Source organism: Brevundimonas sp. GW821-FHT12C05 (genome assembly GCF_058807475.1).
The window spans coordinates 1,341,241-1,364,797 of sequence record NZ_JBXAQS010000001.1 but is presented as its reverse complement, the minus strand read 5'-3'; the positions used below and the strand labels follow the sequence as shown (position 1 = coordinate 1,364,797).

Genomic DNA, 23,557 nt, shown 5'->3' with positions numbered 1-23,557 from the left:
GGCGATATGCGTTCCACCGGAGCCGATATCCTGGTCGTCGACGACGAGGCCGACATTCGCGAACTGGTCTCGGGCCTGCTCGAGGACGAAGGCCACGCCGTGCGCGTCGCCTCGAATTCCGACGAGGCCCTGGCCGCCATCCGCGCGCGCCGCCCCTCGCTGGCCCTGCTCGACATCTGGATGCAGGGCGGCGGCCTCGACGGCCTCGAACTGCTGGACCTGATCAAGGAACTGGATCCGGACCTGCCGGTCGTCATGATCTCGGGCCACGGCAATATCGAAACCGCCGTCAGCGCGCTTCAGCGCGGGGCCTATGACTTCATCGAGAAGCCGTTCAAGTCCGACCGCCTGGTGGTCGTGGTCCAGCGCGCGCTGGAGGCCTCGCAGCTGAAGCGCGAGAACCGCCGCCTGCGCGCCCAGGTCGCCGCCCCGACCGGCCTGATCGGCAAGTCGGCCGCCGCCCAGACCCTGCGCTCGACCATCGCCAAGGTCGCCCCGGCCAACAGCCGCGTGCTGATCTCGGGCCCGCCCGGCTCGGGCAAGGAGCTGGTCGCGCGCCAGATCCACGAGGCCAGCGCCCGCGCCCGCGGCGAGTTCGTGGCCATCGCCGCCGCCGGCATGACCCCCGAACGCCTCGACCTGGAGCTGTTCGGCGAAGAGGGCCACGACGGCCGTCCGCGCAAGATCGGCGTCTTCGAGCGCGCCCATAACGGCACCCTCTATCTGGACGACGTCGGCGACATGCCGCGCGAGAGCCAGAGCCGCGTCCTGCGCGTGCTGGTCGAGCAGCGCTTCCGCCGCGTCGGCGGCGAGCAGGACGTGCAGGTCGATGTGCGCGTCGTCACCTCCACCTCGCGCGATCTCAAGACCGAGATCGCCGAGGGGCGCTTCCGCGAGGACCTGTTCCACCGCCTGAACGTGGTGCCGATCCGCGTGCCCGCCCTGTCCGAGCGGCGCGAGGATATCCAGGAGCTGGTCGACTACTTCATCGAAAGCCTGGCCACCTCGCAGGGGCTGCCGCGCCGCCGGCTGGGCGACGACGCCATCGCCGTGCTGCAGGTCCATCCGTGGCCCGGCAACGTCCGCCAGCTGCGCAACAACGTCGAGCGGCTGCTGATCCTCGCCACCGGCGACATCAACGACCCGATCGGCGCCGACGCCCTGCCGTCCGAGGCGACCAACGCCAACTCGACCGGCACCCTCGGCGCCGAACGCATCATCGCCCTGCCGCTGCGCGAGGCCCGCGAGGTGTTCGAGCGCGAATACCTGGCCGCCCAGATCATGCGTTTCGGCGGCAATATCTCGCGCACCGCCGCCTTCATCGGCATGGAGCGGTCCGCGCTGCACAGAAAGCTCAAGTCGCTGGGCGTCTCGCCGTCCCGGGGCGGCGAGGAAGAGGAAGAAGGACCCGTCGAGGAATGAGCCGCGTCGCCTACGTCAACGGCCAGTACGTCCCGCACAACCGCGCCACCGTCCATGTCGAGGACCGGGGCTTCCAGTTCGCCGACGGCGTCTATGAGGTCTGGTCGGTCTTCGACGGCCGCATGGCCGATTTCGACGGCCACATGACCCGCCTGCACCGCAGCTTGAACGAGCTCCGCATCGACATCCCGATGTCGCGCGAAAGCCTGACCCAGGTGCTCAAGGAAACCATCCGCCGCAACCGGGTCCGCAACGGCATCGTCTATCTGCAGGTCACCCGCGGCACGGCGCGCCGCGACCACCCGTTCCCGCCCGAGGGCACGCCGCCCAGCGTGGTGGTGACCTCCAAATCCATTAGCCCGATGAAGTCCGACGCCACCGCCGCCAAGGGCGTGGCCGTGGTCACCACGCCGGACATCCGCTGGGGCCGCTGCGACATCAAGACGGTCGGCCTGTTGGCCAATGTGCTGGCCAAGCAGCACGCCCGCGACCGCGGCGCCTACGAATGCTGGATGGTCGATGACATGGGCCTGGTGACCGAGGGCTCTTCGACCAACGCCTGGATCATCGACGAGCACGGCAAGCTGCGCACGCGCGACACCCAGGCCAACATCCTCAAGGGCTGCACCCGCACGACCCTGCTCGACATCCTCAAGGAAGAGGGCATCGAGCTGGAGGAACGCGCCTTCACCGTGGAAGAGGCCCAGCGCGCGAAGGAGGCCTTCTTCACCGCCGCCGGCGCCTTCGTCATGCCCGCCGTCTCCATCGACGGGGTGAAGATCGGCAACGGCAAGCCCGGTCCGGTCGCGACCCGCCTGCGCGAGCTTTACATCGAACGCGGGACCCGCGACGCGATCTAGGGTTTCAGCCGAACGGAATCCACGACCTGCGGGATTGTGTGGTTGCGGTCGTCTTGCTCGGCTGTCTAAGGTGGCCGGACCGGCATCGACCGGTCCCGCGCCGCTCCCCGGCCGGAGAACAACAAGACCAGGGATAACCTGCCATGTCTCAAGACAAGCGTCAGAACCTTCAGGACACCTTCCTCAACTCGGTCCGCAAGACCAAGACGCCGCTGACCATCTTCCTGGTCAACGGGGTCAAGCTGCAGGGCATCGTGACCTGGTTCGACAACTTCTGTGTGCTGCTGCGCCGGGACGGCCAGTCCCAGCTCGTCTACAAGCACGCCATCTCGACCATCATGCCCTCCGCGCCCGTCCAGCTGTACGAGCCGGACGCCGACGAGGACTGAGGCCCGCTTCGCCCTTCATCGTCATCGCCCCCTTCGAACCTGATCCGAGGGGCGGAGAACGTGCGCGGGCGTGCGGGGGATGGTCCGAGGGATGTCGACTTCCTATCTAGAGGCCTGCACCACAGCCTCCGATCCCCGGGTCACGCGCCCCGGGGATGACGCCATTGAGAGAACCCTTCTTCTGACCACCAAGCATATCGACCATTCCGTCCCCCTGATCCGGGCGGTCGTCATCCACCCCGACGGACGTTCGGAAAGCTCCCGTCTCGCCGAGGAACGCCTTGAGGAAGCCGTGGGTCTGGCCCGCGCGCTGGATCTGGACGTGCGCGCCGAAGAGATCGTGCGCGTGCGCAAGGTCACGCCCGCCACCCTGTTCGGCTCCGGCAAGGTCGACGAACTGGCCGCCCTGGTCCGCGCCGCCGAAGCCGAGGCCGTGGTTGTCGACGACGACCTGTCGCCGGTGCAGCAGCGCAATCTGGAAAAGGCCTGGGAGTGCAAGGTCATCGACCGGACCGGCCTGATCCTCGAGATCTTCGGCCGTCGCGCGCGGACCAAGGAAGGCCGGCTGCAGGTTGAGCTGGCCCGGCTGGACTATGAGCGCTCGCGCCTGGTCCGCACCTGGACCCACCTGGAGCGCCAGCGTGGCGGCACAGGGAGCACGGGTGGTCCCGGCGAAACCCAGATCGAGCTCGACCGCCGCCTGATCGCCGACCGCATCGTCAAGCTGAAGGCCGAGCTGGAAGAGGTGCGCCGCACCCGCGGCCTGCACCGCAAGGCCCGCCAGAAGGTCCCGTTCCCCACGGTGGCGCTGGTCGGCTACACCAACGCCGGCAAGTCGACCCTGTTCAACCGGCTGACGGGGTCGGAGGTCTTCGCCAAGGACCTGCTGTTCGCCACCCTGGACACCACCCAGCGCACCATCCGTCTGCCGCAGGGCCGCCCGGCTATTGTGGCCGACACCGTCGGCTTCATCTCCGACCTGCCGCACGAACTGGTCGAGAGCTTCCGCGCCACCCTGGAAGAGGTGGGCGAGGCCGACCTGATCCTGCACGTCCGCGACATCGCCTCGGCCGACAGCGAAGCCCAGGCCAAGGACGTCGAGGCGGTGCTCAAACAGATCCCCATGGTCGAGGGCGCGAACGGCGAACCCAAGCCGCGGCGCATCCTCGAGGTCTGGAACAAGATCGACCTGCTCGACGCCGAGACTCGCGAGGCCGTGCTCGGCCAGGCCGAACGCCTGCGCGCCCAGGGCCAGGCCGTGGCCGTCTCCGCCTGGACCGGGGAGGGGATCGATCCCCTGCGCGAGACCATCGCGTCCCTGATCGACGACGACCCCGAGAGCGCGCTGGTGCTGGCTCCGCATCAGGGCGAGGCCCTGGCCTGGCTCTATGAGAACGGCCGGGTCACGGGACGCGAGACCGACGACGAGGGCCGCACCCACGTCACCGTGCGCCTGCATCCGGCGGCGCTGGGCCGGTTCGAGCGTCAGTTCGCGCGCGACTGACCGGACTCAGCGGGCAAGCCCTGTTCAAGGCCTGCAACTCGTGGTCATCCTGAATGACGCGGAGGAGGCGAGTACATGCGATTCAGGGTGACGCACAGGGACGGAACGGACGCCGGCTGGGGCGAGTTCGACGAAGGCGGGCCTGGCCTCGACGATCTCATCCGGTTGGGCAATGGACTCGCCTACAAGGTCATGTCCGTCGAAGCCGATTGGGAAAACCCGGATGGGAATCGCATCGGTCTCGCCCCTCAACCGGTCGGTCGGGTGCACGTCCTGTCCTGAAGCGCGCCGGCCCCGGCTAACGGTTTCGTCCGCGGCGCCGCTTGCGTCCGTTTTCGCCGCATGGCCGTGCCATACTGCGGTTCTGGGTGATTCAGGCGGCGGAACCGGACGGACAGTGCGATTCTCGACTCGTGACATAACAGGGACTTACGGGCAGGTTTCGCACTGTTCGCACCCTGTTTTTTCCGTCGTTCGAAAAGTGCGCCGATGCACCTGATCGAGACCACCCTGCTGCTTCTCCTGGCCGTGGTGGTGTCGGGCTCGGTCGCCCGCATCACCCGCATCGCCCTGCCTCTGGTCCAGATCGCCCTGGGGGCGGGCGTCGTGCTGGTCACCGGCGAGGCGGTGGATCTTGAGCCGGACATCTTCTTCCTGCTCTTCCTGCCGCCGCTGCTGTTCCTCGACGGCTGGCGCATTCCCAACGAGGCCCTGATCCGTGACCGGGCGGTGATCCTGGAACTGGCCCTGGGGCTGGTGGTCTTCACCGTCGTCGGTCTCGGCTTCCTGCTCTGGTGGATGATCCCCGAGATGCCGCTCGCCGTGGCCTTCGCCCTGGCGGCCATCCTGTCGCCGACCGATCCCATCGCGGTTCAGGCCATCGCCGCCCGCGCTCCGATCCCCAAGCGGCTGATGCATATCCTTGAGGGAGAGTCGCTGCTCAACGACGCCACCGGCCTGACCTGCATGCGGCTGGCTATCGTCGCGGCCTCGACCGGGACCTTTGTCCTGGGCCACGCGGTGGCCAGCTTCGCCTGGCTGGCGCTGGCGGGCGTCGCCACGGGGGTCGGCGTCACCCTGTTGATCAGCGCCGCCAAGGCCTGGGTCAGCCGCCGGTGGGGTGAGGATGTCGGCGCCCAGATCCTGATCAGCCTGCTGATCCCCTTCGCCGCCTATCTGGTCGCCGAGAAGGTGCACGCCTCCGGCATCCTCGCCGCCGTCGCGGCGGGCGTGACCATGAGCTTCACCGAGCGGGGCGGGGCCAAGGGGCAGGCGCTGGCCGTCACCCGCATCCGTCGCGGCGCCGTCTGGGACACGGTCCAGTTCGTCGCCAACGGCATCATCTTCGTCATCCTGGGCGAGCAGATGCCGTCCATCCTGTCGCGCGCCGCCGAGGTCGTGGCGGGTACGTCCCGGCCCGAGATCTGGTGGCTGGCGATCTATGTCTTCGCCACCTTCGCCGCGCTGGCGACCCTGCGCTTCATCTGGGTGTGGACCTCCCTGCGCCTGACCCTGTTCCGCAGACGGCAGAAGGGCCCGCCGCCCAAGGTCGGCCTGCGCCTGACCGCCGTCATGTCACTGGCGGGCGTGCGCGGGGCCATCACCCTGGCGGGCATCCTGACCGTGCCCTTCACCCTCGACGACGGCTCGCCCATGCCGTCGCGGACCATGGCCATCTTCCTGGCCGCGGCGGTGATCATCGTGTCCCTGCTGGTCGCCACCTTCGCCCTGCCCAAGCTGTTGAAGGGCGTCGAGCTTCCGCCCGAACCCTCGCACCAGCGGGAAGAGGATCACGGTCGGGTCGCGGCGGCGACCGCCGCCCTGCGCGCCATCGAGGACGCCTCCCACACCCTGGCTGAGGGGCGACCCAATCCGGACCTCTACTCCGACATCGCCAGCCGCCTGATGGAGATCTATCGTCGCCGCATCGAAAGCCGCACCCGCACCGACGAGGATGACCTTGAGGCGGCCCGCCAGGCCGACGTCGTCGAACGTCAGCTGCGTCTGGTGGGGCTCGCCGCCGAACGCAACGAAGTCGGCCGGCTGGAGCGGTTGAAGCTGATCGACGAGACCTCGGCGAGGCGGCTGATGCGGGAGATCGACCTGCAGGAGCTGCGGTACAACTGACATGCGCCCCGGCGGGGCGGCCTCAGGGCTTGAACAGGTGTGTAAGGACGATGGTGCTGGTCGGCGTTCCCGCGTTCGTACGCGTCCGCAGCTCGGTGATGACCCAGCTGGCCCGCCTGTAGAACCCGGGCTGGACGGCGATGACGAAGGATTCCGGATGGTCGCCGAAGGGGCGCCAGTCGGTGCTGCCCCTGTCGGGAATGGCGCTCCAGGCGATCTGCCTCCACCCTTCGAACGTCGGGAAGAGATCGTCGTAACGGGTATGGCTCGAGGTCCCGCCGCGCCCCATGAGCCGGGACAGGTCGGCCTCCAGCTTCGCCGGATCGTGCCGCCCGACCGCCGTGAGCGAGCAGCGATGCTGACGGCGACCGCTGGGGCCGGGGCTCTCTTCGATCATGAGGACAAGCTTGATCCGCTCCGAGTCCAGCATCCAGGCTTGGCCTTCCGGCGACACATTGAGGGCGGCGGCCTCCGCGTCGGTCAACTCCACCCACAGTCCCCCGCTGTCCGGGTTCGGCGCAGGCCTGCGTAGACGGTTGGGGTCCCAGCAATAGGTGATGAAGTCGGGGACGACATCATAGGGAGCCAAGGGTTCGAGGGACCGCGTGACGACGACCTCTTCCAGCGAGCTGACGCCTGGAGCCGTCGCGGGGGGATCCTGGGCCAGCAGGCCCAGAACGAGGATCAGGTTCAGCATGGAGGCTCCGCAACCAGCGCGAAAGCCGACGGTAGCGATCGCCCTATGGACGATCAACGTTATCCTGCCGATCGAGGCCGGCGCCGTCTTAGGCTTCGAACCGCTTCAACGGCGTGTCGGCGCGCAGATAGAGTGGGTGTTTCGGGCTGCCGTCGCCGTTGGTCCCGAAGCACCACAGCGCGACCCCGTCTTCCCGCAGCGCAGCGATCAGGGCCTTGCCGGCCGGGGCCAGCGCCTTGTTCAGCTTGCCGTGACACAGGACGACCAGACCGGCTCCGGCGGCGGCCTTGCGGATGGCCGGCAGGTTGTCGGGCGACGAGGCCTCGACGCCGGGCGCCAGCAGCATCTTCGGGTCGGTGGCGCGGTAGTCGCCGACGTTGGCCTTGACCATGGCCTCGAACCCCTCGCGGCGGCTGAAGGTCCATTCCCGGGCGCAGGTCGGGTCGTTGATGCTGGCGTCGGCCGTTGACGGGTTCATGCCGATGAACAGGATGTAGCGCTCGGGGAAGGTCGGCCCCAGCCAGCGCCGCATCAGCTGGCGATAGCGCCCGTCCGCACTGAAGGTCGCGTCGCCGTTGACGCCCGGCATCAGCGCCAGTCGGACCTTGCCGCCCGGATCGTGCAGATCCGCGCTCATGCCCGCTCGGCCGCCTTGGCCGCGTTCCACAGGCCGTCCATCTCGGCGAGGTCGGACTGCGCGGGCGTCTTGCCCGCCTTCGCCAACTCAGCCTCGATGAAGCCGAAGCGCCGCACGAACTTGGCGTTGCAGCCGCGCAGCGCGTCCTCCGGCTCGACGCCCAGCTTGCGGGCCAGGTTGGCGACGACGAACAAGAGGTCGCCGACCTCGCCCTTGGCCTTGTCCAGGTCCCCCGCGGCGATCTCGGCGCGGAGCTCGGCGACCTCTTCATCCAGCTTGTCGAAGACCTCATCCGTCGAGGGCCAGTCGAAGCCGACGCGGGCGGCGCGCTTGGTCAGCTTGGCGGCGCGGGCCAGGGCGGGCAGGCCTACGGGCACATCGTCCAGCACGCCGTGCTGCGCCTTGGCCTTGCGTTCCTCGGCCTTGATGTCCTCCCAACGCATCTTGACCTCGCCGGCCGAGCCCAGGGCGGCGGCGTCGCCGAAGACATGCGGATGGCGCCGCTCCAGCTTGTCGGAGATGGCGTTGGCCACATCGTCGAAGACGAACAGACCCTGCTCCTCGGCCATGCGGGCGTGGAAGACGACCTGGAACAGCAGGTCGCCCAGCTCGGACTTCAGGTCGTCCATGTCGCCGCGCTCGATGGCGTCAGCGACCTCATAGGCCTCCTCCAGCGTATAGGGGGCGATGGTCTCGAAGGTCTGCTCCACGTCCCACGGACAGCCGCCCACGGGGGCGCGGAGTTGGGCCATGATGGCGTTCAGGCGGTCGATAGGCGTCATGCAGCGTCGCGGGCCTCAAGCGCCAGGCGGATCTCGTCGTGCCGGGCGGGCGTCAGCGGATAGTTCCTCAGCACCAGCGCCGCCGCCGCCAGCAGCAGGCCGGGCAGCAGGATGAAGAGGATCTGCAGGGTCAGCAGCGACATCTCGCTGTTGCCCCCCGCCGGCGCGATGGCCTTGAAGCCCACCCACTGCAGGATCAGGTAGGGGATCAGGGCGACCACATGGCCGATCTTGGTCGTGGCCGACAGGATGGAGAACATCAGGCCGGTGCGGTCCACTCCGGTCTCCAGCCGGACCTCGTCGCCCACGTCAGCCATCATGGCCCGCAGCAGGAACAGGCCCGCCGCATAGGGCAGGCCGGCCAGGAACATGACCGCCGCCGTCAGGGCGAAGTTCCCGCCGGGCACCAGGGTCGCGCCGATATAGAGGCCCGCAAAGGCCAGGCTGGCGATGGCCAGGGCCTTGTCCTTGCCCACCCGCGTGGCCAGCCAGGCCCAGAAGGGCGCGCCCACCAGTCCGGCGACGAAGTACAGCAGCATGAACAGCGAGGCCTCGGTATGCCCGTAGCCCTTGATCTGGCCGAAGAAGAAGAACAGCAGCGAGCCGGTGATGCCGGGCGCAACGCCCAGCAGCACGTCCGCGAACAGCAGCTTCCTGACCGCCTTGCGCTTGAACAGGGCGAGATAGGCCTTTGGACCGCCATGCGGCGCGGCGCCGGCGTTGACCGGCTCGGGCACCACGAACAGGGTCAGGCCGATGGTGACGGGCAGGGCGATCAGGATGGCCCAGCCCATGATGCGCACGCCGTCGGCATAGGTGCCGATGCCCAGCTTGATGACCACGGTCGGCAGGATCAGGATCAGGATGACCCCGATGATGTTGAACACCTGCCACCAGCCGTAGACGCGGCTGCGCTGATCGTATTCCGGCGCCAGCACCGAGGCCCAGCCCAGCTGGCCCAGGGTGGCGATCGAGAAGCCGAGGTAGAGCACCAGCAGCCAGGCGAAGAGATAGGCCGCCCCCGCGCCCGGCTGAACCAGCACGAACATCATCAGGGCCGACAGCATAAGGACGGGGGTCGAGGCCACCATCCACGGGCGGTAGCGGCCGAACCGGGTCTTGGTCCGGTCCATGGCCCAGCCGATGAAGGGATCGAAGGTGATGTCGATCAGGCGCACGGCCATGAACACCGTCGCCACGACGCCCAGCTCCAGGCCGACGAAGGTGGCGTAGAACTCCGGCAGGGTGACCGGCAAGGCCACGCCGAAGGCCGCCAGCGGCAGGCAGACGGTCGAGAAGGCGGCGAGCACGGCGTTGGAGCGGCGAGCCGGGGCGGGCGGAGCGGCGTCGGTCATGGACTGGTCCGGTGCGACGGTCCCGAGTCGCCCGTCCACGCCACCATGCCGCCTTTGCCGTCCGCGCGCGAGGGTCGCGAAGGGCCTTGCCGCCGACATCATGTCCGGGCCACCATCCCTCCATGATCCGGGGCGCCCTCCTGTCGAGACTTGCGGCCAGCGCGGCCCTGCTGGCGGGCCTGTGCCTGGCCGGCGCCGCCTCGGCCCAAGGGCGTGGGGAGGGGCGCGGCGGCTGCGAGGCCGATCCGGTCGAGTGGGGCGGCCCGGCCTTCGCCAACGCCGTTTCGTTCCAGCGCATGGAATGGGCGCCCTTCAGCGCGACCGAGTTCGGCTGGGAAACCTATCTGCCGCTGATCCAGAAGGAGATCGGCACGGACTGCGCGCCCGCCTCGTCGCGCTTCGCCCGGGCGCTGGCCGAGTTCCAGTACAGCCATGGCCTGCCGCCGACCGGCTGGTTCGACGCCGCCACCTTCGCGGTCTTCCGCGGCGTCTGGCAGGAACGGCGGCCCTTCATCATGGCCCGGGTGAACCAGCAACCCTGTCCCGATCCGCCGCCGCTGTACCAGCTCGGCTATCTGGTCGAGTCCGAGGAGCATGCCGACCGCCTGACCCGGCTGCTGCGCCGCGATGTGCTGGACGCCTATCGCGCGCTGGTCGCCGCCGCCCGCGCTGAGGTGCCTGAGGTCGCCAACGATCCAGAGCTGCTGCAGATCTTCTCCGGCTTCCGCGATCCCGAGGCCGACGCCGCCCGCTGCGCCCAGCAGGGCAATTGCGACGGCCTGCGCCGCGCCGCCTGCTCGCCGCACAGGACGGGGACGGCGGTGGATCTCTACGTGGGCCAGATCGCCGGGCTTGGGGTGGACAACACCTCGTCGGTCAGCCGCCTGCACATGACGCGCGGCCCGACCTACCGCTGGCTGGTCCAGAACGCGGGCCGGTTCGGCTTCGTCCCCTATGTCTATGAACCCTGGCACTGGGAGTGGGTCAGCCCGACCGGCGGCTACGTCGGCGCGCCCCCGCCGCCCTGATGCGTCCGCTGACGCCGGGCGAGACCGAGCTGGCCCGTGAGGCCTTCGGCGAGAGCCTGGAGTACGAGACCATCCGCTTCCTGCCGGCTCCGTGGCCGTTCGACCGCGCCTTCGTGCCGGGGCGCTGGTTCGGGCTGGACTGGATCGTCTGGCCCGCAAGGTCGCTGCCGGATGACCTGTCGGCCGCGCCGCTGGGGCGGCAGTCGACCTTCATCCATGAACTGACCCACGTCTGGCAGGCGCAGCAGGGTATGAACCTGCTGACCGGCAAGCTGAGGGCCGGGGACAGCCTGGCCAGCTACGCCTATCCGCTGGCCGCCGACTGCGACTGGGACCGCCTGAACATCGAGCAGCAGGCGATGGTGGTGGAGCATCGTTTCCGGCTGTCGCGCGGAATGACTGTCCCCGCGGACAAGGCGTTCTACGACCGGGTGTGTCCGATCAACCGAACCTAATTCATCGGGCCGGCGACGATCTCCAGCTTGTTGCCGTCCGGATCCAGCAGCACGGCGCCGTAGTAGTCCGGAGCGATGTCGGGGTGGGCGCCGGCCGGGCGGACGACGGTCGCGCCGAGCGCCACGGCGGCCTCGAAGGCCTCGTGCACGGCGGCGCGGCCGGGGGCCGAGAAGGCGATGTGGCTGCCCAGGCCGGCGATGCGATCGCCTGACACCGGATAGACGAAGAACTGGCGCACCAGCCCGCCCGGGCCGAAAGCGAGTTCGGATTGCGACGCGGCGGCCTCGCCATGGCCAAGCGGGGAGAAGAAGGCGGCGTAGAAGCGGCGAGCCGCCTCGAGATCGCGGACACCGACGGACAGATGGTCGAACATTGGGGGCTCCTCGCAGCCTGATGTCAGAGGACGTGGGAAACCGAAGCCGTCTTCGCAACATTCCTGAGCCAGGCTCTTGCGTCCCGACGATGGGCTGCTCAAATGGGCACTGAGGCTGTTACATATAAACCTTCAGGAGATGCCCGATGGCTCGTGTTCTCGTTCTCTATCATTCCACCTACGGCCACATCGAAGCCATGGCCGAGGCGGTCGCCGAGGGCGCGCGCTCGGTCGAGGGTGCGACCGTCGATATCAAGCGCGTGCCGGAACTGGTGCCAGAAGAGCTGGCCAGGCAGAGCGGCTACAAGCTGGACCAGGGCGCGCCGATCGCGACCGCGGCGGACCTTGAGAACTATGACGCCGTCATCGTCGGCGCCGGCACCCGCTACGGCACCGCCGCTTCGCAGATGCGCAATTTCTGGGACCAGACCGGCGGCGTCTGGATGAAGGGCGCATTGGTCGGCAAGGTCGGTTCGGCCTTCACCTCCACCGCGACCCAGCATGGCGGGCAGGAAACGACCCTGATCGGCCTGATCCAGACCCTGCTGCACCATGGCATGCTGGTCGCGGGCCTGCCCTACGCCTGGAGCGGCCAGCAGACCATGGATGAGATCACCGGCGGTTCGCCCTATGGCGCGACCACCATCACCGGCGGGACCGGCGCGCGCATGCCCAGCGACAACGAGCTGGACGGCGCCCGCTGGCAGGGCCGCTATGTCGCCGAGACGGCGAAGAAGCTGTTCGGCTGATCATGCGACAACCGGCGATCTTCTTCGGCCACGGGTCCCCGATGAACGCGCTGGGCGGTCCGTTCGCGGACGCTTGGCGCGCGCTCGGCGAGGCTGTGGGCAAGCCGAAGGGCGTGGTCATGGTCTCGGCCCACTGGGAAACCGGCGGGCTGGGCGTGACGGCGCAGGCGCATCCGGAAACCATCCATGATTTCGGTGGTTTCCCGGCTGAACTGCATGCGATGCAATATCCCGCGCCTGGGTCGCCGGAGCTGGCCGCGCGGGTGTCCGAACTGACGGGCGCCGTCCAGACGGAACAGTGGGGCCTGGACCATGGGACCTGGTCGGTGCTGGCCCACGTCTGGCCCGAGGCCGATGTGCCGGTCGTCCAGCTGTCGCTGAACCGCCAGCTGGATGCGCGCGGTCACTATGAGCTGGCCAAGCGCTTGGCGCCGCTGCGGGACGAGGGGATCGTCATCGCCGGCTCGGGCGATTTCGTGCACAACCTGCGCGCCTGGAAGCGCGCGGGCGGCGAGCCCTATGACTGGGCGGTGCATTTCAACGAGGCGGTGAAGTCCGCCTTCCTGCGTGGCGACGACGACGCCCTGGTGGACTGGGTCGGCCTGGCCGAGGACGCCCAGCTGAGCGTGCCGACCGACGAGCACTATCTGCCGTTGCTCTACGTCGCCGCCCAGCGGGCGCCGGGCGACGACGTGAGCTTCTTCAATGACGTCATCGAGGGCGGATCGATCTCGATGACGGGCGTCAGGATCGGCTGATCAGCCGTCCTTCTTCATGGCGCTGTCGACCGACCACGGGCCGGGGCCTGCGGCGACGAAATACAGGAAGACGAAGCAGTACAGGGCGATGGTCTCGCCGCCGTTGACGATCGGGAACGTGCCCATCTTGGCGTGGACCATCCAATAGCCGACGGCGCAGAAGCCCGAGGCCAGGAAGGCGACTGGCCGGGTGAACAGGCCGATCAGGAACAGGGCGCCCAGCACCAGTTCCAGCGGCCCCGACAGGCCGGCGAGGCTGAGGCCTGGAGGCGGCACGCCGTCGACGGCCGGGAAGCCCAGCACCTTGGCCGTGCCGTGGCTGATGAACAGAAGACCCGTGACGATCCGCAGCACGCTGAGCAGCTGCGGCTGGTAGGCGGAGAACTTGTTGAACATGGAACCCTCCCTCTCTCGTTTCAGAGAACGATACTCTGCGCCGAGTCGGGCGGCGCACAAGTCGGGCCTCCGGCGGCCGATCAGGCCGCCTTGTCCAGCTCCACCATCTGTTGGATCGCGACGTAGTCGGTCTTGCCCGTGCCCAGGACCGGCACCTCGCCGACGCGCATGATCTTCTTGGGCACGGCCAGTTCAGGGGCGCCGTGCTCGCGGGCCCATTCGGCCAGGCGGGCGACGTCGGCGTCCTTGCGGTCGGTGACCAGCACCAGCTTTTCGCCCTTGCGGCTGTCGGGGATGGAGACCACCGCGTGGCGGTTCTCCGGCCAGACGGCGCCGGCCAGGCCCTCGACGGCGGTCAGGGAGACCATCTCGCCGCCGATCTTGGCGAAGCGCTTCACCCGGCCGAGGATCTCGATATAGCCCTCGTCGTCGATGGCCACGATGTCGCCGGTGTCGTGCCAGCCGTCCTTGAGCGGCTCGATGGCGCGCGGGTCCTCGGTGGACAGATAGCCTTCCATCACGTTGGGGCCGCGCAGGTACAGGCGGCCGCCCTCGGCGATGCCCGGCACCTCTTCCAGCTTCCAGTCCATGCCGGGCAGGATCTGGCCGACCGAGCCGGGACGGTTGCGGTCCGGATGGTTCACGGCCACCACAGGCGCCGCTTCCGTGGCGCCGTAGCCTTCCAGCAACTTCAGGCCGTGGAAGCGGGTATTGAACAGATGGTGGGTCTCGTCGCGCACCCGCTCGGCGCCGGCGACCACGAACTCGAGGGTGCTGAAGTCGTCCGGTCCCGCGACGCGGGCGTACTGGTTCAGGAAGGTGTCGGTCGCGAAGAGGATCGACGCCTTCACCTGCGGCAGCAACTCCACGATCTGCTTGGCGTGCAGGGGGGAGGGATACTGGAAGGCCTTCATGCCCTGCAGGAGAGGCAGCAGCACGCCGCCGGTCAGGCCGAAGCAGTGGAAGGTCGGCAGCGGGTTGAACATCACCCACTCCGGCTTCAGGTGGATGTGCTGGGCGACCTGGCGGCAGTTGGCGACCAGGTTCCACTGGCTGAGCACCACGCCCTTGGGCGCGCCGAAGCTGCCCGAGGTGAACAGCACCACGCCCGGCGACGACGGGTCGGCCTTCACGGCGAAGCGCTTGGGCATCATGCCGGCCATCAGGCCGTACAGCTTGTCCTGCAGGCCGATGGAGGCGCGCACGTCGTCCAGCCAGACGATCTCGGCCACGGTCTCGATATCGGCGATCAGCTCTTCCAGCTTGGCCTGCTGGATGAAGCGGCGGGCGGTCAGGACCTTCTTCACGCCCGCGGCGGCCAGCGCCGCCTTGATGTTCCGCTCGCCGGCCGTGAAGTTGATCATCACCGGCACGCGGCCGTGGGCGTGCAGCCCGTAGAAGGTCACCACCACGCCCATGCTGGACGGCAGCAGGATGCCGACACGCTCTTCCGGCTCGGTCACCGCGGCGATCTTGCGGCCCAGGACGAAGGCGGCGCGGATCAGGCCGGTGTAGGTCAGGGGCTTGCGATCCTGGTCCTCCAGAATCTCCTTGTCGCCATAGGTCTCACGCGCGGCGATGAGGGCGTCGAATATGGTTTCTTCGCCGACCTTGGCTTCCAGCGGTACGCGCAAAACTCATCCTCCGTCGGCGCGTTGTCCCGCGCCCGTGCTTTAGAGCGGGGAAACTAGTGCGCGGCGTTCACCTTGAAAAGATGCGTTACCTTGCGTGAGGTTCCACCGCGCCTTGCCTTCGCCGCAGGGAAAGACGACATACCGCCTTCAAGCCTCCGGAGCCCGAGCCCGCCTTGGTCACCCTGATCGACACGTTGAAGAAGACGCCGTCCGAACTGCGTCACCCGGAAAAGCAGAACCGCCCGGAGACCGCGGTGCTGAAAAAGCCGGACTGGCTGCGCGTCAAGGCGCCCGGATCGGGCCAGTACAACGCCACCAAGGAGATCGTCCGCTCCAAGGGGCTGGTCACCGTCTGCGAAGAGGCCGGCTGTCCGAACATCGGCGAGTGCTGGAGCCAGAAGCACGCCACCCTGATGATCATGGGCGACACCTGCACGCGGGCCTGCGCCTTCTGCAACGTCAAGACGGGGTTGCCCCAGCCGCTGGATCCGGAAGAACCCGCCAAGGTCGGCCTCGCCGTTCAGCAACTGGGCCTGAACCACGTCGTGATCACCTCGGTGGACCGCGATGACGTCTCCGACGGCGGCGCCGCCCACTTCGCCGAGGTGGTGCGCCAGATCCGCCTTCAGGCGCCGAACACGACCATCGAGATTCTGACGCCCGACTTCCTGCGCAAGGACGGCGCGGCCGAGGTGATGATCGACGCCACGCCCGACGTCTTCAATCACAACCTCGAGACCGTTCCGCGCCTCTATCTGAAGATTCGGCCCGGCGCCCGCTACTTCCACAGCCTGCGCCTGCTGCAGATGGTCAAGGAGCGCGACCCCAACCAGTTCACCAAGTCCGGCATCATGGTCGGCTTGGGCGAGACCAAGGAAGAGGTCATGCAGGTGATGGACGACATGCGCTCCGCCGGCGTCGATTTCATCACCATCGGCCAATATCTGCAGCCGACCCGCAAGCACGCGGCCATCGAGCGCTTCGTGACCCCGGAGGAGTTCAAGGCCTATGAGGCGATCGCCCGGGCCAAGGGCTTCCTGATGGTGTCGGCCAGCCCGCTGACCCGCAGCTCGCACCACGCCGGCGACGACTTCGCGCGGCTGAGGGCGGCGCGTCTGGCGCAGTCCGGACGCTGAGCCGCGCTTGGCCGTCCACCGCGTTACGAAAATCCTGCCTTATCAACCGGATCAGCTGGCCGAGCTGGTGGCGGACGTGAACGCCTATCCCCAGTTCGTGAAGTGGGTGACGGGCATGCGGACCTGGAACCGGCGCGAGGAGCGTCCGGGCGTCTGTGTCGAGGACGCAGAGGCCTCGGTCGGCTTCTCCTTCCTGACCGAGCGGTTCTCGACCTGGGTGCGGCATGATCGGAACCGGCCGATGGTCGAGGTCGGCCTGCTGCGTGGGCCGTTCCGGCACCTGAAGAACCGCTGGGAGTTCTTTCCCGATCCCAAGGGAACGCGGGTGGAATTCATGATCGACTTCGCCTTCCGATCGCCGCTGCTGAACGGGATGTTGCAGGCCAATTTCGATCGGGCCGTCTCTGCCCTGATGTCCAGCTTCGAGGCCGAGGCGGCGCGGCGCTACGGGCCGAAAGCATGAGCTTCGATTTCGACGCGACGGTGGTGGGCGCCGGCGCGGTCGGGCTGGCTTGTGGCCGGGCGCTGGCGAAGCGCGGGCTGACGGTGCTGGTGCTGGAGGCGGCGCCGCACATCGGCCAGGGCGTCTCCTCGCGCAACAGCGAGGTCATCCACGGCGGCCTCTACTATCCAACCGGTTCACTGAAGGCGCGGTTCTGCGTCGAGGGGCGGCGCCGGCTCTATGATTTCCTCGACAGCCACAAGGTCGACTACCGCAAATGCGGCAAGCTGGTCGTTGCGACCGAAGAAGCCGAGGTCGAGCGGATCGAGGCCATCTTCGACCAGGCCACGGCCAATGGCGTCGAGGGGCTGGAGCATCTGACCGGGGCGCAGGCGCGGGCCCTGGAGCCAGGTCTGAACGCCCACGCGGCCATCCTGTCGCCCGAGAGCGGCCTGTTCGCCAGCCACGACTACATGCTGGCCCTGCAGGGCGAGATCGAGGACGCGGGCGGTTCCGTCGTCGTCTCCACCCCGTTCGAGCGCGCCGAACCCTTGGCCGACGGCGGCTTCAAGATCACGGCGGGCGGGGAGGGCGGCGCCGTTCTGACGACCCGGCTGCTGGTCACCGCGCCGGGCCTGCAGGCGCAGGATGTCGCTGCACGGATCGAGGACTATCCGGCCGACCGCATCCCCCAAGGACATCTGGGCAAGGGCGTCTACTTCCGTCTGACCGGTAAGGCGCCGTTCGAGCGGCTGATCTATCCGCCGCCGATCCCGGGCGCGCTGGGCACCCATTACCGCAAGGACCTGGGCGGGCAGGGCGTGTTCGGCCCGGACCTCGTCTATGTGGAGACTGAGGACTATTCGGTCGATCCGGCCAAGGCTGCGGAGTTCGAGCGCTACATCCGCCGCTTCTGGCCCGGCCTGCCGGAGGGCGCGCTGACCCCCGACTACGCCGGGATCCGGCCCAAGCTGCACGGCCCGGGTGAGCCGCAGCCGGATTTCCAGCTACGGGACCGCTCCGATCACGGGCTGGACGGGCTGGTGGCCCTGTTCGGCATCGAGAGCCCCGGCCTGACCAGCTCCCTTGCCATCGGCGAACGGGTCGCCGACATGTTGGCGCATGACTGACCTGACGATCCGGGACGCGACCCCGACCGACATTCCCGCCCTGCACGCCCTTGTCGAAAGCGCCTATCGCGGCGAGGCGTCGCGCGCGGGCTGGACCACGGAAGCGGATCTGCTGGAGGGCCAGCGGACCGACGTGGAGGAGTTGGTCTCCATCCTGGCCGATCCGGAGCAGGGTCTGTTGACCGCATGGCGCGGCGGCGACCTGATCGGCAGCATCCTGATCGCCAGACGCAGCGAGGGTGTCGGCTATTTCGGCATGCTGTCCGTCAATCCCACGAGCCAGGGCGGCGGCCTGGGGCGAACGCTCGTCGGCGCGGCCGAGGCGGCCCTGGCTGACCGATTCGGCGCCCGGCGGGTGTCCATCTGGGTCTTTCCCCAGCGTGAAACCCTGATCGCCTGGTACGAACGGCTGGGCTATGCGGCCACCGGCGAAACCCAGCCGTTTCCTTATGACGACGAGCGTTTCGGCCTGCCGCTGCGGGACGATCTGAGCTTCATCGTCATGGAAAAGGCGATCGGTTAGGTCTGTCGCCGCAACTGCCTTGAAATCGCCGGCGGGTTCATGCATAAGCCCGCGCTCGCTGGCGGCTCGTTCGGGCCGCCGCTGTTGTTTTCGCGCCCTTACCGGCGCCCGACCAGAAGATTGAGACGGAAATGGCCGTTCCGAAGCGCAAAGTATCGCCCTCGCGTCGCAACATGCGCCGCGCTCACGACTCGCTGGGCACCAACGCCTACGTCGAGGACAAGGACACGGGCGAGCTGAAGCGCCCGCACCACATCGACCTGAAGACCGGCACCTATCGCGGTCGCCAGGTTCTGACCCCGAAGGAAGACTAGTCTTCTGAAGGCTCCGGCTTCGGCCGGGACGAAAGATTTTAACGGCGCGCGATAACCTCGCGCGCCGTTTTCGTGCGTTTATGGCGGCGGACCCATCTGGAGCATTCCCATGATCCGCCGTCTTCTGCTGACCTCCGCCGTCCTCGCCGCCGCATCGGTCGCCGCCTGTAACGCGCCGGAGCCCGCCACGCCTGCCGAGCCCGCCTCGGCCCCCGCGCCGACGCCCCCGGCCGACCTCTCGAACGCTCTGACCGCGAACGGCTTCGGCCCGCTGCGAATCGGCATGACCCGCGCCGAGGTCGAGGCCGCCTTCGGCGCCGACGCCAATCCGGGCGCCGTCGGCGGCCATGATCCCGCGTCGTGCGACATCTTCCATCCCGTCCGCGCGCCCGAAGGCCTGCAGGTCATGGTCGAGAACGGGGTGCTGACCAGCGTCTGGCTGCTTCGCGCCTCGACCGCGACCACGGACCGCGGCTTCAAGACCGGCGACAGCGCCGCCGCCGTTAAGGCCGCCTACGGCGCCGCAGCCGAGATCGTTCCGCACAAGTATGTGGCGGCCCCGGCGGAATACGTCACCGTCTGGTCCGGCGCGGACCACACCAGCGCCGCCGCGCGCGGGATCAAGTACGAGATCGGGCCGGACGGCAACGTGCAGTCCATCGCCGGCGGCGGACCTTCGATCGGTTACGTCGAGGGCTGCGCCTAACCGGCAGCGACGTCGGTTGTGTCGGATTCCTTGCCGTGCCGGGGCAGGGCGGGCTAAACGCGGCGTCTGATCGCCTCGCACAGCAGAGTCCTCCCATGACTGACATCGCCGAAATCGTCGCCCGCCAGATCCTCGACAGCCGGGGCAATCCGACGGTGGAGGTGGATGTGATCCTGGACGACGGCTCGTTCGGTCGCGCCGCCGTGCCCTCGGGCGCCTCGACCGGGGCGCACGAAGCCGTCGAACTGCGCGACGGCGACAAGGACCTGTGGGGCGGCAAGGGCGTTCAGAAGGCCGTCGACGCCGTCAACGGCGAGATCTTCGACGCCCTGTCCGGCATGGACGCCGAGGATCAGCGCCGCATCGACGAGTCGCTGATCGGTCTGGACGGCACGGCCAACAAGGGCCGTCTGGGCGCCAACGCCATCCTCGGTGTGTCCCTGGCCTGCGCCAAGGCCAGCGCCGTCAGCTCGAACCTGCCGCTGTACCGCTACCTGGGCGGCGTCTCGGCCCGCGTGCTGCCGACCCCGATGATGAACATCATCAACGGCGGCGCCCACGCCGACAATCCGATCGACATCCAGGAGTTCATGATCCTGCCGACCGGCGCGGAGACCTTCTCGGAAGGCCTGCGCATGGGCGCCGAGATCTTCCACTCGCTGAAGAAGGCCCTGAAGGACGCGGGCCACAACACCAACGTCGGCGACGAGGGCGGCTTCGCCCCCAACCTGCTGTCGGCTGAAGCCGCGCTGGAATTCATCACCAAGGCCGGTCAGGCCGCCGGCTACCTGGCGGGCGAGGACTTCCACCTGGGTCTCGACGTCGCCGCCACCGAGTTCTTCAAGGACGGCAAGTATGTGATGGCCGGCGAGGGCAAGACCTTCGACGCCGACGGCATGGTCGGCTACCTGGCCGATCTGTGCGAACGCTTCCCCATCGTGTCGATCGAAGACGGTTGCGCCGAGGATGACTTCGACGGCTGGCGTCTGCTGACCGAGCGCCTGGGCGACCGCGTCCAGATCGTCGGCGACGACCTGTTCGTGACCAACCCGGCCCGTCTGGCCGCCGGCATCGGCGAAGGCCTGGCCAACTCGATCCTGATCAAGGTCAACCAGATCGGCACCCTGTCGGAGACGCTGGATGCGGTCGATATGGCTCACCGCGCCGGCTACACGGCCGTGATGAGCCACCGCTCGGGCGAGACCGAGGACTCAACCATCGCCGACCTGGCGGTCGCCACCAACTGCGGTCAGATCAAGACGGGCTCCTTGGCCCGCTCGGACCGTACGGCCAAGTACAACCAGCTGCTGCGCATCGAGGAGCTGCTCGGCGACCAGGGCATGTACTATGGCGACGGCATGCTGCTGAAATAGGCGACCTCGGAGGGCCCCCATGACGATGTTGCCGGATCGCCGATCAGCGCTTCTGGGGGTTCTGGGGGCTTTCGCCGCGACCGCGGTCAAGGCGGACGTGCAGCCGCTGCGCCGGTCCTATGTCTTCGACCGAAGCGCGGCCAGCACCGGCTGGCGGCCCTTCGAGTTCTGGCAGGAAGATCGCATCTTCGTCTCGGTGAAGGCCAACGGCGCCCAGGCCGAGGCCATGCTGGACAGTGGAGTGACGGGTCTGGTCGTCGATCGGGCCCTGGCCGCTCAGCTGGGACTGCAGCGCGACGCCCGGTTCCTGGCGCACGGCCTCAGCGGGCAGAGCGAGGGCGACTTCTCCAACGGCCCAGTCGCCATCGACCTGGGCGGCCTGGTCGTTCGCACCAACCACATCGCCATCATGGATATGGCGCCTTTCGCAGCTTTGCTGGAGCGGCCGCTACAGATCGTGCTCGGCCGCGATCTGTTCGACCAGGTGATGGTCGATCTGGATTTTGAGGGCCGTCAGCTGGCCTTTCACGACCCCCGCCGCGCTCCGGACCCCGCCGGGCTGCGCGCAATTCCTGTGCGTGAAGTGCTCAACATCCGCACCATTCAGGTGCAGATCGAAGGCGCGCCGCCGGTGGTGGCGGCCTTCGACCTCGGAGCGGGCAATGCCCTGTCGCTGTCGCCCCGATATGTGGCGGAGCATCCTTCGCTGAGCGGGCGCGCCACAGCCGCGACGCTGAGCTACGGCGTGGAGGGCTGGCGTGAAGCGCGGTTGACCACGATCCGCGACCTGGAGATCGGCGGCTTCTCCATGACGGAGGTCCCGGCCTCCATCGCCAGCGAGTGGAGCTACGACGCGCGAGGCGGCCCGCCGGCCAATCTGGGGATCGACGCCATTCAGCGTTTCCGGGTGACGACCGACTTCGCTCGCGGTCAGCTATGGCTAGGACCGCGCGAGAACCTGCCGCCGTTCCTCAAGAATCGCGCGGGGCTCAGCCTGGCGCCGCGTGAGGGCGGGCTGGAAATCCTCCTGATCGCGCCCGAGGGCCCGGCGGCCGCGCTGGGATTGAACAAGGGCGACCGCATCGTTGCGATCGACGGTCGGGCGGTGGCGGACTTTCCAAAGGGAAGGCCGTTGAACTGGAACTCGGCTCCCGCCGGATCCTCGGTGCGGATAACCCTCGCTGACGGCGCCGAACATACTCTTGTGCTGGCCGACTACTTTTAAGGCCAAGCTACGGTTCGTTAGGGCTTTTCGGTCATGGATCGTCAATCACGAGTCCACGCTCAGAAGGAGCGTCCGAGTGCCCGATCGTATGAAGCCTTACGTCCCCTCTTGCGTCCTTCTGCTGCTGATCGCCTACCTGGGCGTCCAGGCCCTGACGGGTGAACGGGGATTGCTGAGCGGCGGGGAACGGGACGCGCTTCTGCAGCGGCGTGAGAGCCAGCTGGCTGATATTCTTGAACAAAAACAAGATCTGGAAGTGCGCGTGCGCTATCTCCGGACTGACAGCCTGTCGCGCGATCTGCTGGAAGAGCGGGCGCGCGCTGTGCTGGGTTTCGCCGACCCTCGCGACTATGTGATCCGGGTCGCGCACCCCGTCGAACAGGGCGCCGCGCCGCGCCGTTCGTGAACTTTAGTTACAGCTTGGCCGGGGCGCTTTGCGTTTCGGGAACGAAGGCTGCTAAAGCCCCTTTCCGTAACGACAAGAGACCCTGCAGAGTGGGGTCCAACCGGGAGATGACGGATGGCGAAAGCCCCCGCCGCCAAGACTGATTCAAAGAAGATTCCCAATACGCCGACGGCCTCCAAGGAGGACCTGCTGCGATTCTACCGCGAGATGGTGCTGATCCGCCGTTTCGAGGAGCGCGCGGGCCAGCTGTACGGCATGGGCCTGATCGGCGGCTTCTGCCACCTGTACATCGGCCAGGAGGCCGTGGCGGTGGGCGTTCAGGAGAGCGTCAAGCAGGGCCACGACAAGATCATCACCGGCTACCGTGACCACGGTCACATGCTGGCCGCGGGCATGGACCCGAAAGAGGTGATGGCCGAACTGACCGGCCGCATCGGCGGCTCGTCCAAGGGCAAGGGCGGCTCGATGCACATGTTCGACGTGCCGACCGGCTTCTACGGCGGTCACGGCATCGTCGGCGCCCAGGTGGCGCTGGGCACCGGCCTGGCCTTCGCGGGCAAGTACCGCGGCGATGACTCGGTGGCCTTCGTCTACTTCGGCGACGGCGCCTCGAACCAGGGTCAGGTCTACGAGAGCTTCAACATGGCGCAGCTGTGGAAGCTGCCGGCCATCTACATCATCGAGAACAACCAGTACGCCATGGGCACGAGCATCGAACGCTCGTCGTCCACGACCGAGCTCTACATGCGCGGCGCCAGCTTCGGCATCCCGGGCGAGCAGGTCGACGGCATGGACGTGCTTGCGGTCCGCGACGCCACGGCCCGGGCCGTGAAGCGCGCCCGCGAAGGCGGCGGTCCCTACATCCTGGAAGTGAAGACCTACCGCTATCGCGGTCACTCCATGTCGGATCCGGCCAAATACCGGTCCAAGGAAGAGGTCGACGAGGTCAAGAAGACCCGCGACCCGATCGACCACATCAAGGTTCTGCTGGCGGAGGCCAAGGCCACCGAGGACGAGCTCAAGACCATCGACAACGAGATCAAGGCCATCGTCGCCGAGGCCGTTCAATTCGCCCAGGAGAGCCCGGAACCCGATCCGTCCGAGCTCTATACCGACGTCTACGTGGAGGCCTGAC

Annotated in this window: 26 protein-coding genes and 1 pseudogene; 20 read left to right on the top strand and 7 right to left on the bottom strand. The window is 68.0% G+C overall.

Translation table 11 applies throughout. The features are described 5' to 3' along the window. The first annotated feature begins 6 nt into the window (after positions 1-6). The 6 genes from ntrX (at position 7) to AC1RRF_RS06435 (ending at position 6,302) form a co-directional block, all read left to right on the top strand. Positions 7-1,422 carry a nitrogen assimilation response regulator NtrX gene (gene ntrX, locus AC1RRF_RS06460; RefSeq protein ID WP_492833624.1) on the top strand — a complete coding sequence of 472 codons (1,416 nt, stop codon included), beginning with the start codon at positions 7-9 and terminating at the stop codon, positions 1,420-1,422. Then, complete coding sequence (locus tag AC1RRF_RS06455; RefSeq protein WP_492833623.1) at positions 1,419-2,282, top strand: D-amino-acid transaminase; 864 nt, start codon at positions 1,419-1,421, stop codon at positions 2,280-2,282. Before ntrX ends, AC1RRF_RS06455 begins: the two co-directional genes overlap by 4 nt. Before the next feature lie 143 nt (positions 2,283-2,425). Continuing rightward, complete coding sequence (gene hfq / locus AC1RRF_RS06450; RefSeq protein ID WP_131249128.1) at positions 2,426-2,671, top strand: RNA chaperone Hfq; 246 nt, start codon at positions 2,426-2,428, stop codon at positions 2,669-2,671. Between the two features lie 181 nt (positions 2,672-2,852). Next, positions 2,853-4,175, top strand: a complete 1,323-nt coding sequence (hflX, locus tag AC1RRF_RS06445) for a GTPase HflX (protein WP_492834143.1) — start codon at positions 2,853-2,855, stop codon at positions 4,173-4,175. 75 nt (positions 4,176-4,250) lie between these two features. Next, complete coding sequence (locus AC1RRF_RS06440) at positions 4,251-4,457, top strand: hypothetical protein (RefSeq protein WP_492833622.1); 207 nt, start codon at positions 4,251-4,253, stop codon at positions 4,455-4,457. 207 nt (positions 4,458-4,664) lie between these two features. Beyond that, positions 4,665-6,302 (top strand): Na+/H+ antiporter, encoded by a 1,638-nt coding sequence (locus AC1RRF_RS06435; protein ID WP_492833621.1) that lies wholly within the window; start codon positions 4,665-4,667, stop codon positions 6,300-6,302. A 22-nt stretch (positions 6,303-6,324) separates the two neighbouring features. Here the strand turns inward: AC1RRF_RS06435 and AC1RRF_RS06430 are convergent, their stop codons facing one another. The 4 genes from AC1RRF_RS06430 to AC1RRF_RS06415 form a co-directional block, all read right to left on the bottom strand. After that, on the bottom strand, positions 6,325-6,999 hold the full coding sequence (locus AC1RRF_RS06430; RefSeq protein ID WP_492833620.1) for a hypothetical protein: 675 nt from the start codon (positions 6,997-6,999) through the stop codon (positions 6,325-6,327). 88 nt (positions 7,000-7,087) lie between these two features. Continuing rightward, the gene (locus AC1RRF_RS06425; protein WP_492833619.1) at positions 7,088-7,636 is read right to left on the bottom strand and encodes a DUF1643 domain-containing protein; all 549 of its coding nucleotides are present in this window, start codon (positions 7,634-7,636) and stop codon (positions 7,088-7,090) included. Further along, complete coding sequence (gene mazG / locus AC1RRF_RS06420) at positions 7,633-8,418, bottom strand: nucleoside triphosphate pyrophosphohydrolase (protein ID WP_492833618.1); 786 nt, start codon at positions 8,416-8,418, stop codon at positions 7,633-7,635. The genes AC1RRF_RS06425 and mazG overlap by 4 nt, the downstream gene beginning before the upstream one ends. Beyond that, a complete protein-coding gene (locus tag AC1RRF_RS06415) occupies positions 8,415-9,773 on the bottom strand; it encodes an MFS transporter (RefSeq protein ID WP_492833617.1) in 1,359 nt (452 codons plus the stop codon). The genes mazG and AC1RRF_RS06415 overlap by 4 nt, the downstream gene beginning before the upstream one ends. Positions 9,774-9,895: 122 nt before the next feature. Here AC1RRF_RS06415 and AC1RRF_RS06410 point away from each other — a divergent pair, with 122 nt between their 5' ends. Together AC1RRF_RS06410 and AC1RRF_RS06405 are read left to right on the top strand one after the other, a co-directional pair. Continuing rightward, positions 9,896-10,801 carry a D-alanyl-D-alanine carboxypeptidase family protein gene (locus AC1RRF_RS06410; RefSeq protein ID WP_492833616.1) on the top strand — a complete coding sequence of 302 codons (906 nt, stop codon included), beginning with the start codon at positions 9,896-9,898 and terminating at the stop codon, positions 10,799-10,801. Continuing rightward, positions 10,801-11,256 (top strand): hypothetical protein, encoded by a 456-nt coding sequence (locus AC1RRF_RS06405; RefSeq protein WP_492833615.1) that lies wholly within the window; start codon positions 10,801-10,803, stop codon positions 11,254-11,256. The genes AC1RRF_RS06410 and AC1RRF_RS06405 overlap by 1 nt, the downstream gene beginning before the upstream one ends. Here the strand turns inward: AC1RRF_RS06405 and AC1RRF_RS06400 are convergent. Further along, positions 11,253-11,630 carry a VOC family protein gene (locus AC1RRF_RS06400; protein WP_492833614.1) on the bottom strand — a complete coding sequence of 126 codons (378 nt, stop codon included), beginning with the start codon at positions 11,628-11,630 and terminating at the stop codon, positions 11,253-11,255. The genes AC1RRF_RS06405 and AC1RRF_RS06400 overlap by 4 nt on opposite strands. A gap of 146 nt (positions 11,631-11,776) precedes the next feature. On the opposite strand from AC1RRF_RS06400, the gene wrbA reads away from it, so the two are divergent. Both wrbA and ygiD read left to right on the top strand, forming a co-directional pair. Further along, positions 11,777-12,379, top strand: a complete 603-nt coding sequence (gene wrbA, locus AC1RRF_RS06395) for an NAD(P)H:quinone oxidoreductase (protein WP_492833613.1) — start codon at positions 11,777-11,779, stop codon at positions 12,377-12,379. A gap of 2 nt (positions 12,380-12,381) precedes the next feature. Beyond that, complete coding sequence (ygiD, locus tag AC1RRF_RS06390) at positions 12,382-13,137, top strand: 4,5-DOPA-extradiol-dioxygenase (protein WP_492833612.1); 756 nt, start codon at positions 12,382-12,384, stop codon at positions 13,135-13,137. Here the strand turns inward: ygiD and AC1RRF_RS06385 are convergent, their stop codons facing one another. Both AC1RRF_RS06385 and AC1RRF_RS06380 read right to left on the bottom strand, forming a co-directional pair. Further along, on the bottom strand, positions 13,138-13,533 hold the full coding sequence (locus tag AC1RRF_RS06385; protein ID WP_492833611.1) for a DoxX family protein: 396 nt from the start codon (positions 13,531-13,533) through the stop codon (positions 13,138-13,140). Between the two features lie 80 nt (positions 13,534-13,613). Continuing rightward, positions 13,614-15,167: an AMP-binding protein gene (locus AC1RRF_RS06380; RefSeq protein ID WP_492833610.1), complete on the bottom strand. Its 1,554-nt coding sequence runs from the start codon at positions 15,165-15,167 to the stop codon at positions 13,614-13,616. A gap of 167 nt (positions 15,168-15,334) precedes the next feature. Between AC1RRF_RS06380 and lipA the strand changes: the two are divergent. The 10 genes and pseudogenes from lipA to pdhA all read left to right on the top strand — a co-directional run. Then, positions 15,335-16,303 (top strand): annotated as a pseudogene (gene lipA / locus AC1RRF_RS06375) (lipoyl synthase); the annotation flags it as partial. Between the two features lie 7 nt (positions 16,304-16,310). Continuing rightward, on the top strand, positions 16,311-16,766 hold the full coding sequence (locus AC1RRF_RS06370; RefSeq protein ID WP_492833609.1) for a type II toxin-antitoxin system RatA family toxin: 456 nt from the start codon (positions 16,311-16,313) through the stop codon (positions 16,764-16,766). Then, positions 16,763-17,875 carry an NAD(P)/FAD-dependent oxidoreductase gene (locus AC1RRF_RS06365; RefSeq protein ID WP_492833608.1) on the top strand — a complete coding sequence of 371 codons (1,113 nt, stop codon included), beginning with the start codon at positions 16,763-16,765 and terminating at the stop codon, positions 17,873-17,875. The genes AC1RRF_RS06370 and AC1RRF_RS06365 overlap by 4 nt, the downstream gene beginning before the upstream one ends. Further along, positions 17,868-18,398 carry a GNAT family N-acetyltransferase gene (locus AC1RRF_RS06360; RefSeq protein ID WP_492833607.1) on the top strand — a complete coding sequence of 177 codons (531 nt, stop codon included), beginning with the start codon at positions 17,868-17,870 and terminating at the stop codon, positions 18,396-18,398. Before AC1RRF_RS06365 ends, AC1RRF_RS06360 begins: the two co-directional genes overlap by 8 nt. A 131-nt stretch (positions 18,399-18,529) precedes the next feature. After that, complete coding sequence (rpmF, locus tag AC1RRF_RS06355; RefSeq protein ID WP_259551443.1) at positions 18,530-18,712, top strand: 50S ribosomal protein L32; 183 nt, start codon at positions 18,530-18,532, stop codon at positions 18,710-18,712. A gap of 109 nt (positions 18,713-18,821) precedes the next feature. Then, positions 18,822-19,418 carry a hypothetical protein gene (locus AC1RRF_RS06350; RefSeq protein WP_492833606.1) on the top strand — a complete coding sequence of 199 codons (597 nt, stop codon included), beginning with the start codon at positions 18,822-18,824 and terminating at the stop codon, positions 19,416-19,418. Between the two features lie 95 nt (positions 19,419-19,513). After that, entirely contained in the window at positions 19,514-20,791 is a 1,278-nt protein-coding gene (gene eno, locus AC1RRF_RS06345; RefSeq protein WP_492313075.1) for a phosphopyruvate hydratase, read from the top strand. A 19-nt stretch (positions 20,792-20,810) separates the two neighbouring features. Continuing rightward, a complete protein-coding gene (locus AC1RRF_RS06340) occupies positions 20,811-22,016 on the top strand; it encodes a pepsin/retropepsin-like aspartic protease family protein (RefSeq protein ID WP_492833605.1) in 1,206 nt (401 codons plus the stop codon). A gap of 88 nt (positions 22,017-22,104) precedes the next feature. After that, the gene (locus AC1RRF_RS06335) at positions 22,105-22,422 is read left to right on the top strand and encodes an FtsB family cell division protein (protein WP_492313600.1); all 318 of its coding nucleotides are present in this window, start codon (positions 22,105-22,107) and stop codon (positions 22,420-22,422) included. A 114-nt stretch (positions 22,423-22,536) separates the two neighbouring features. Further along, positions 22,537-23,556: a pyruvate dehydrogenase (acetyl-transferring) E1 component subunit alpha gene (gene pdhA / locus AC1RRF_RS06330; protein ID WP_492833604.1), complete on the top strand. Its 1,020-nt coding sequence runs from the start codon at positions 22,537-22,539 to the stop codon at positions 23,554-23,556. Position 23,557: the final 1 nt, after the last annotated feature.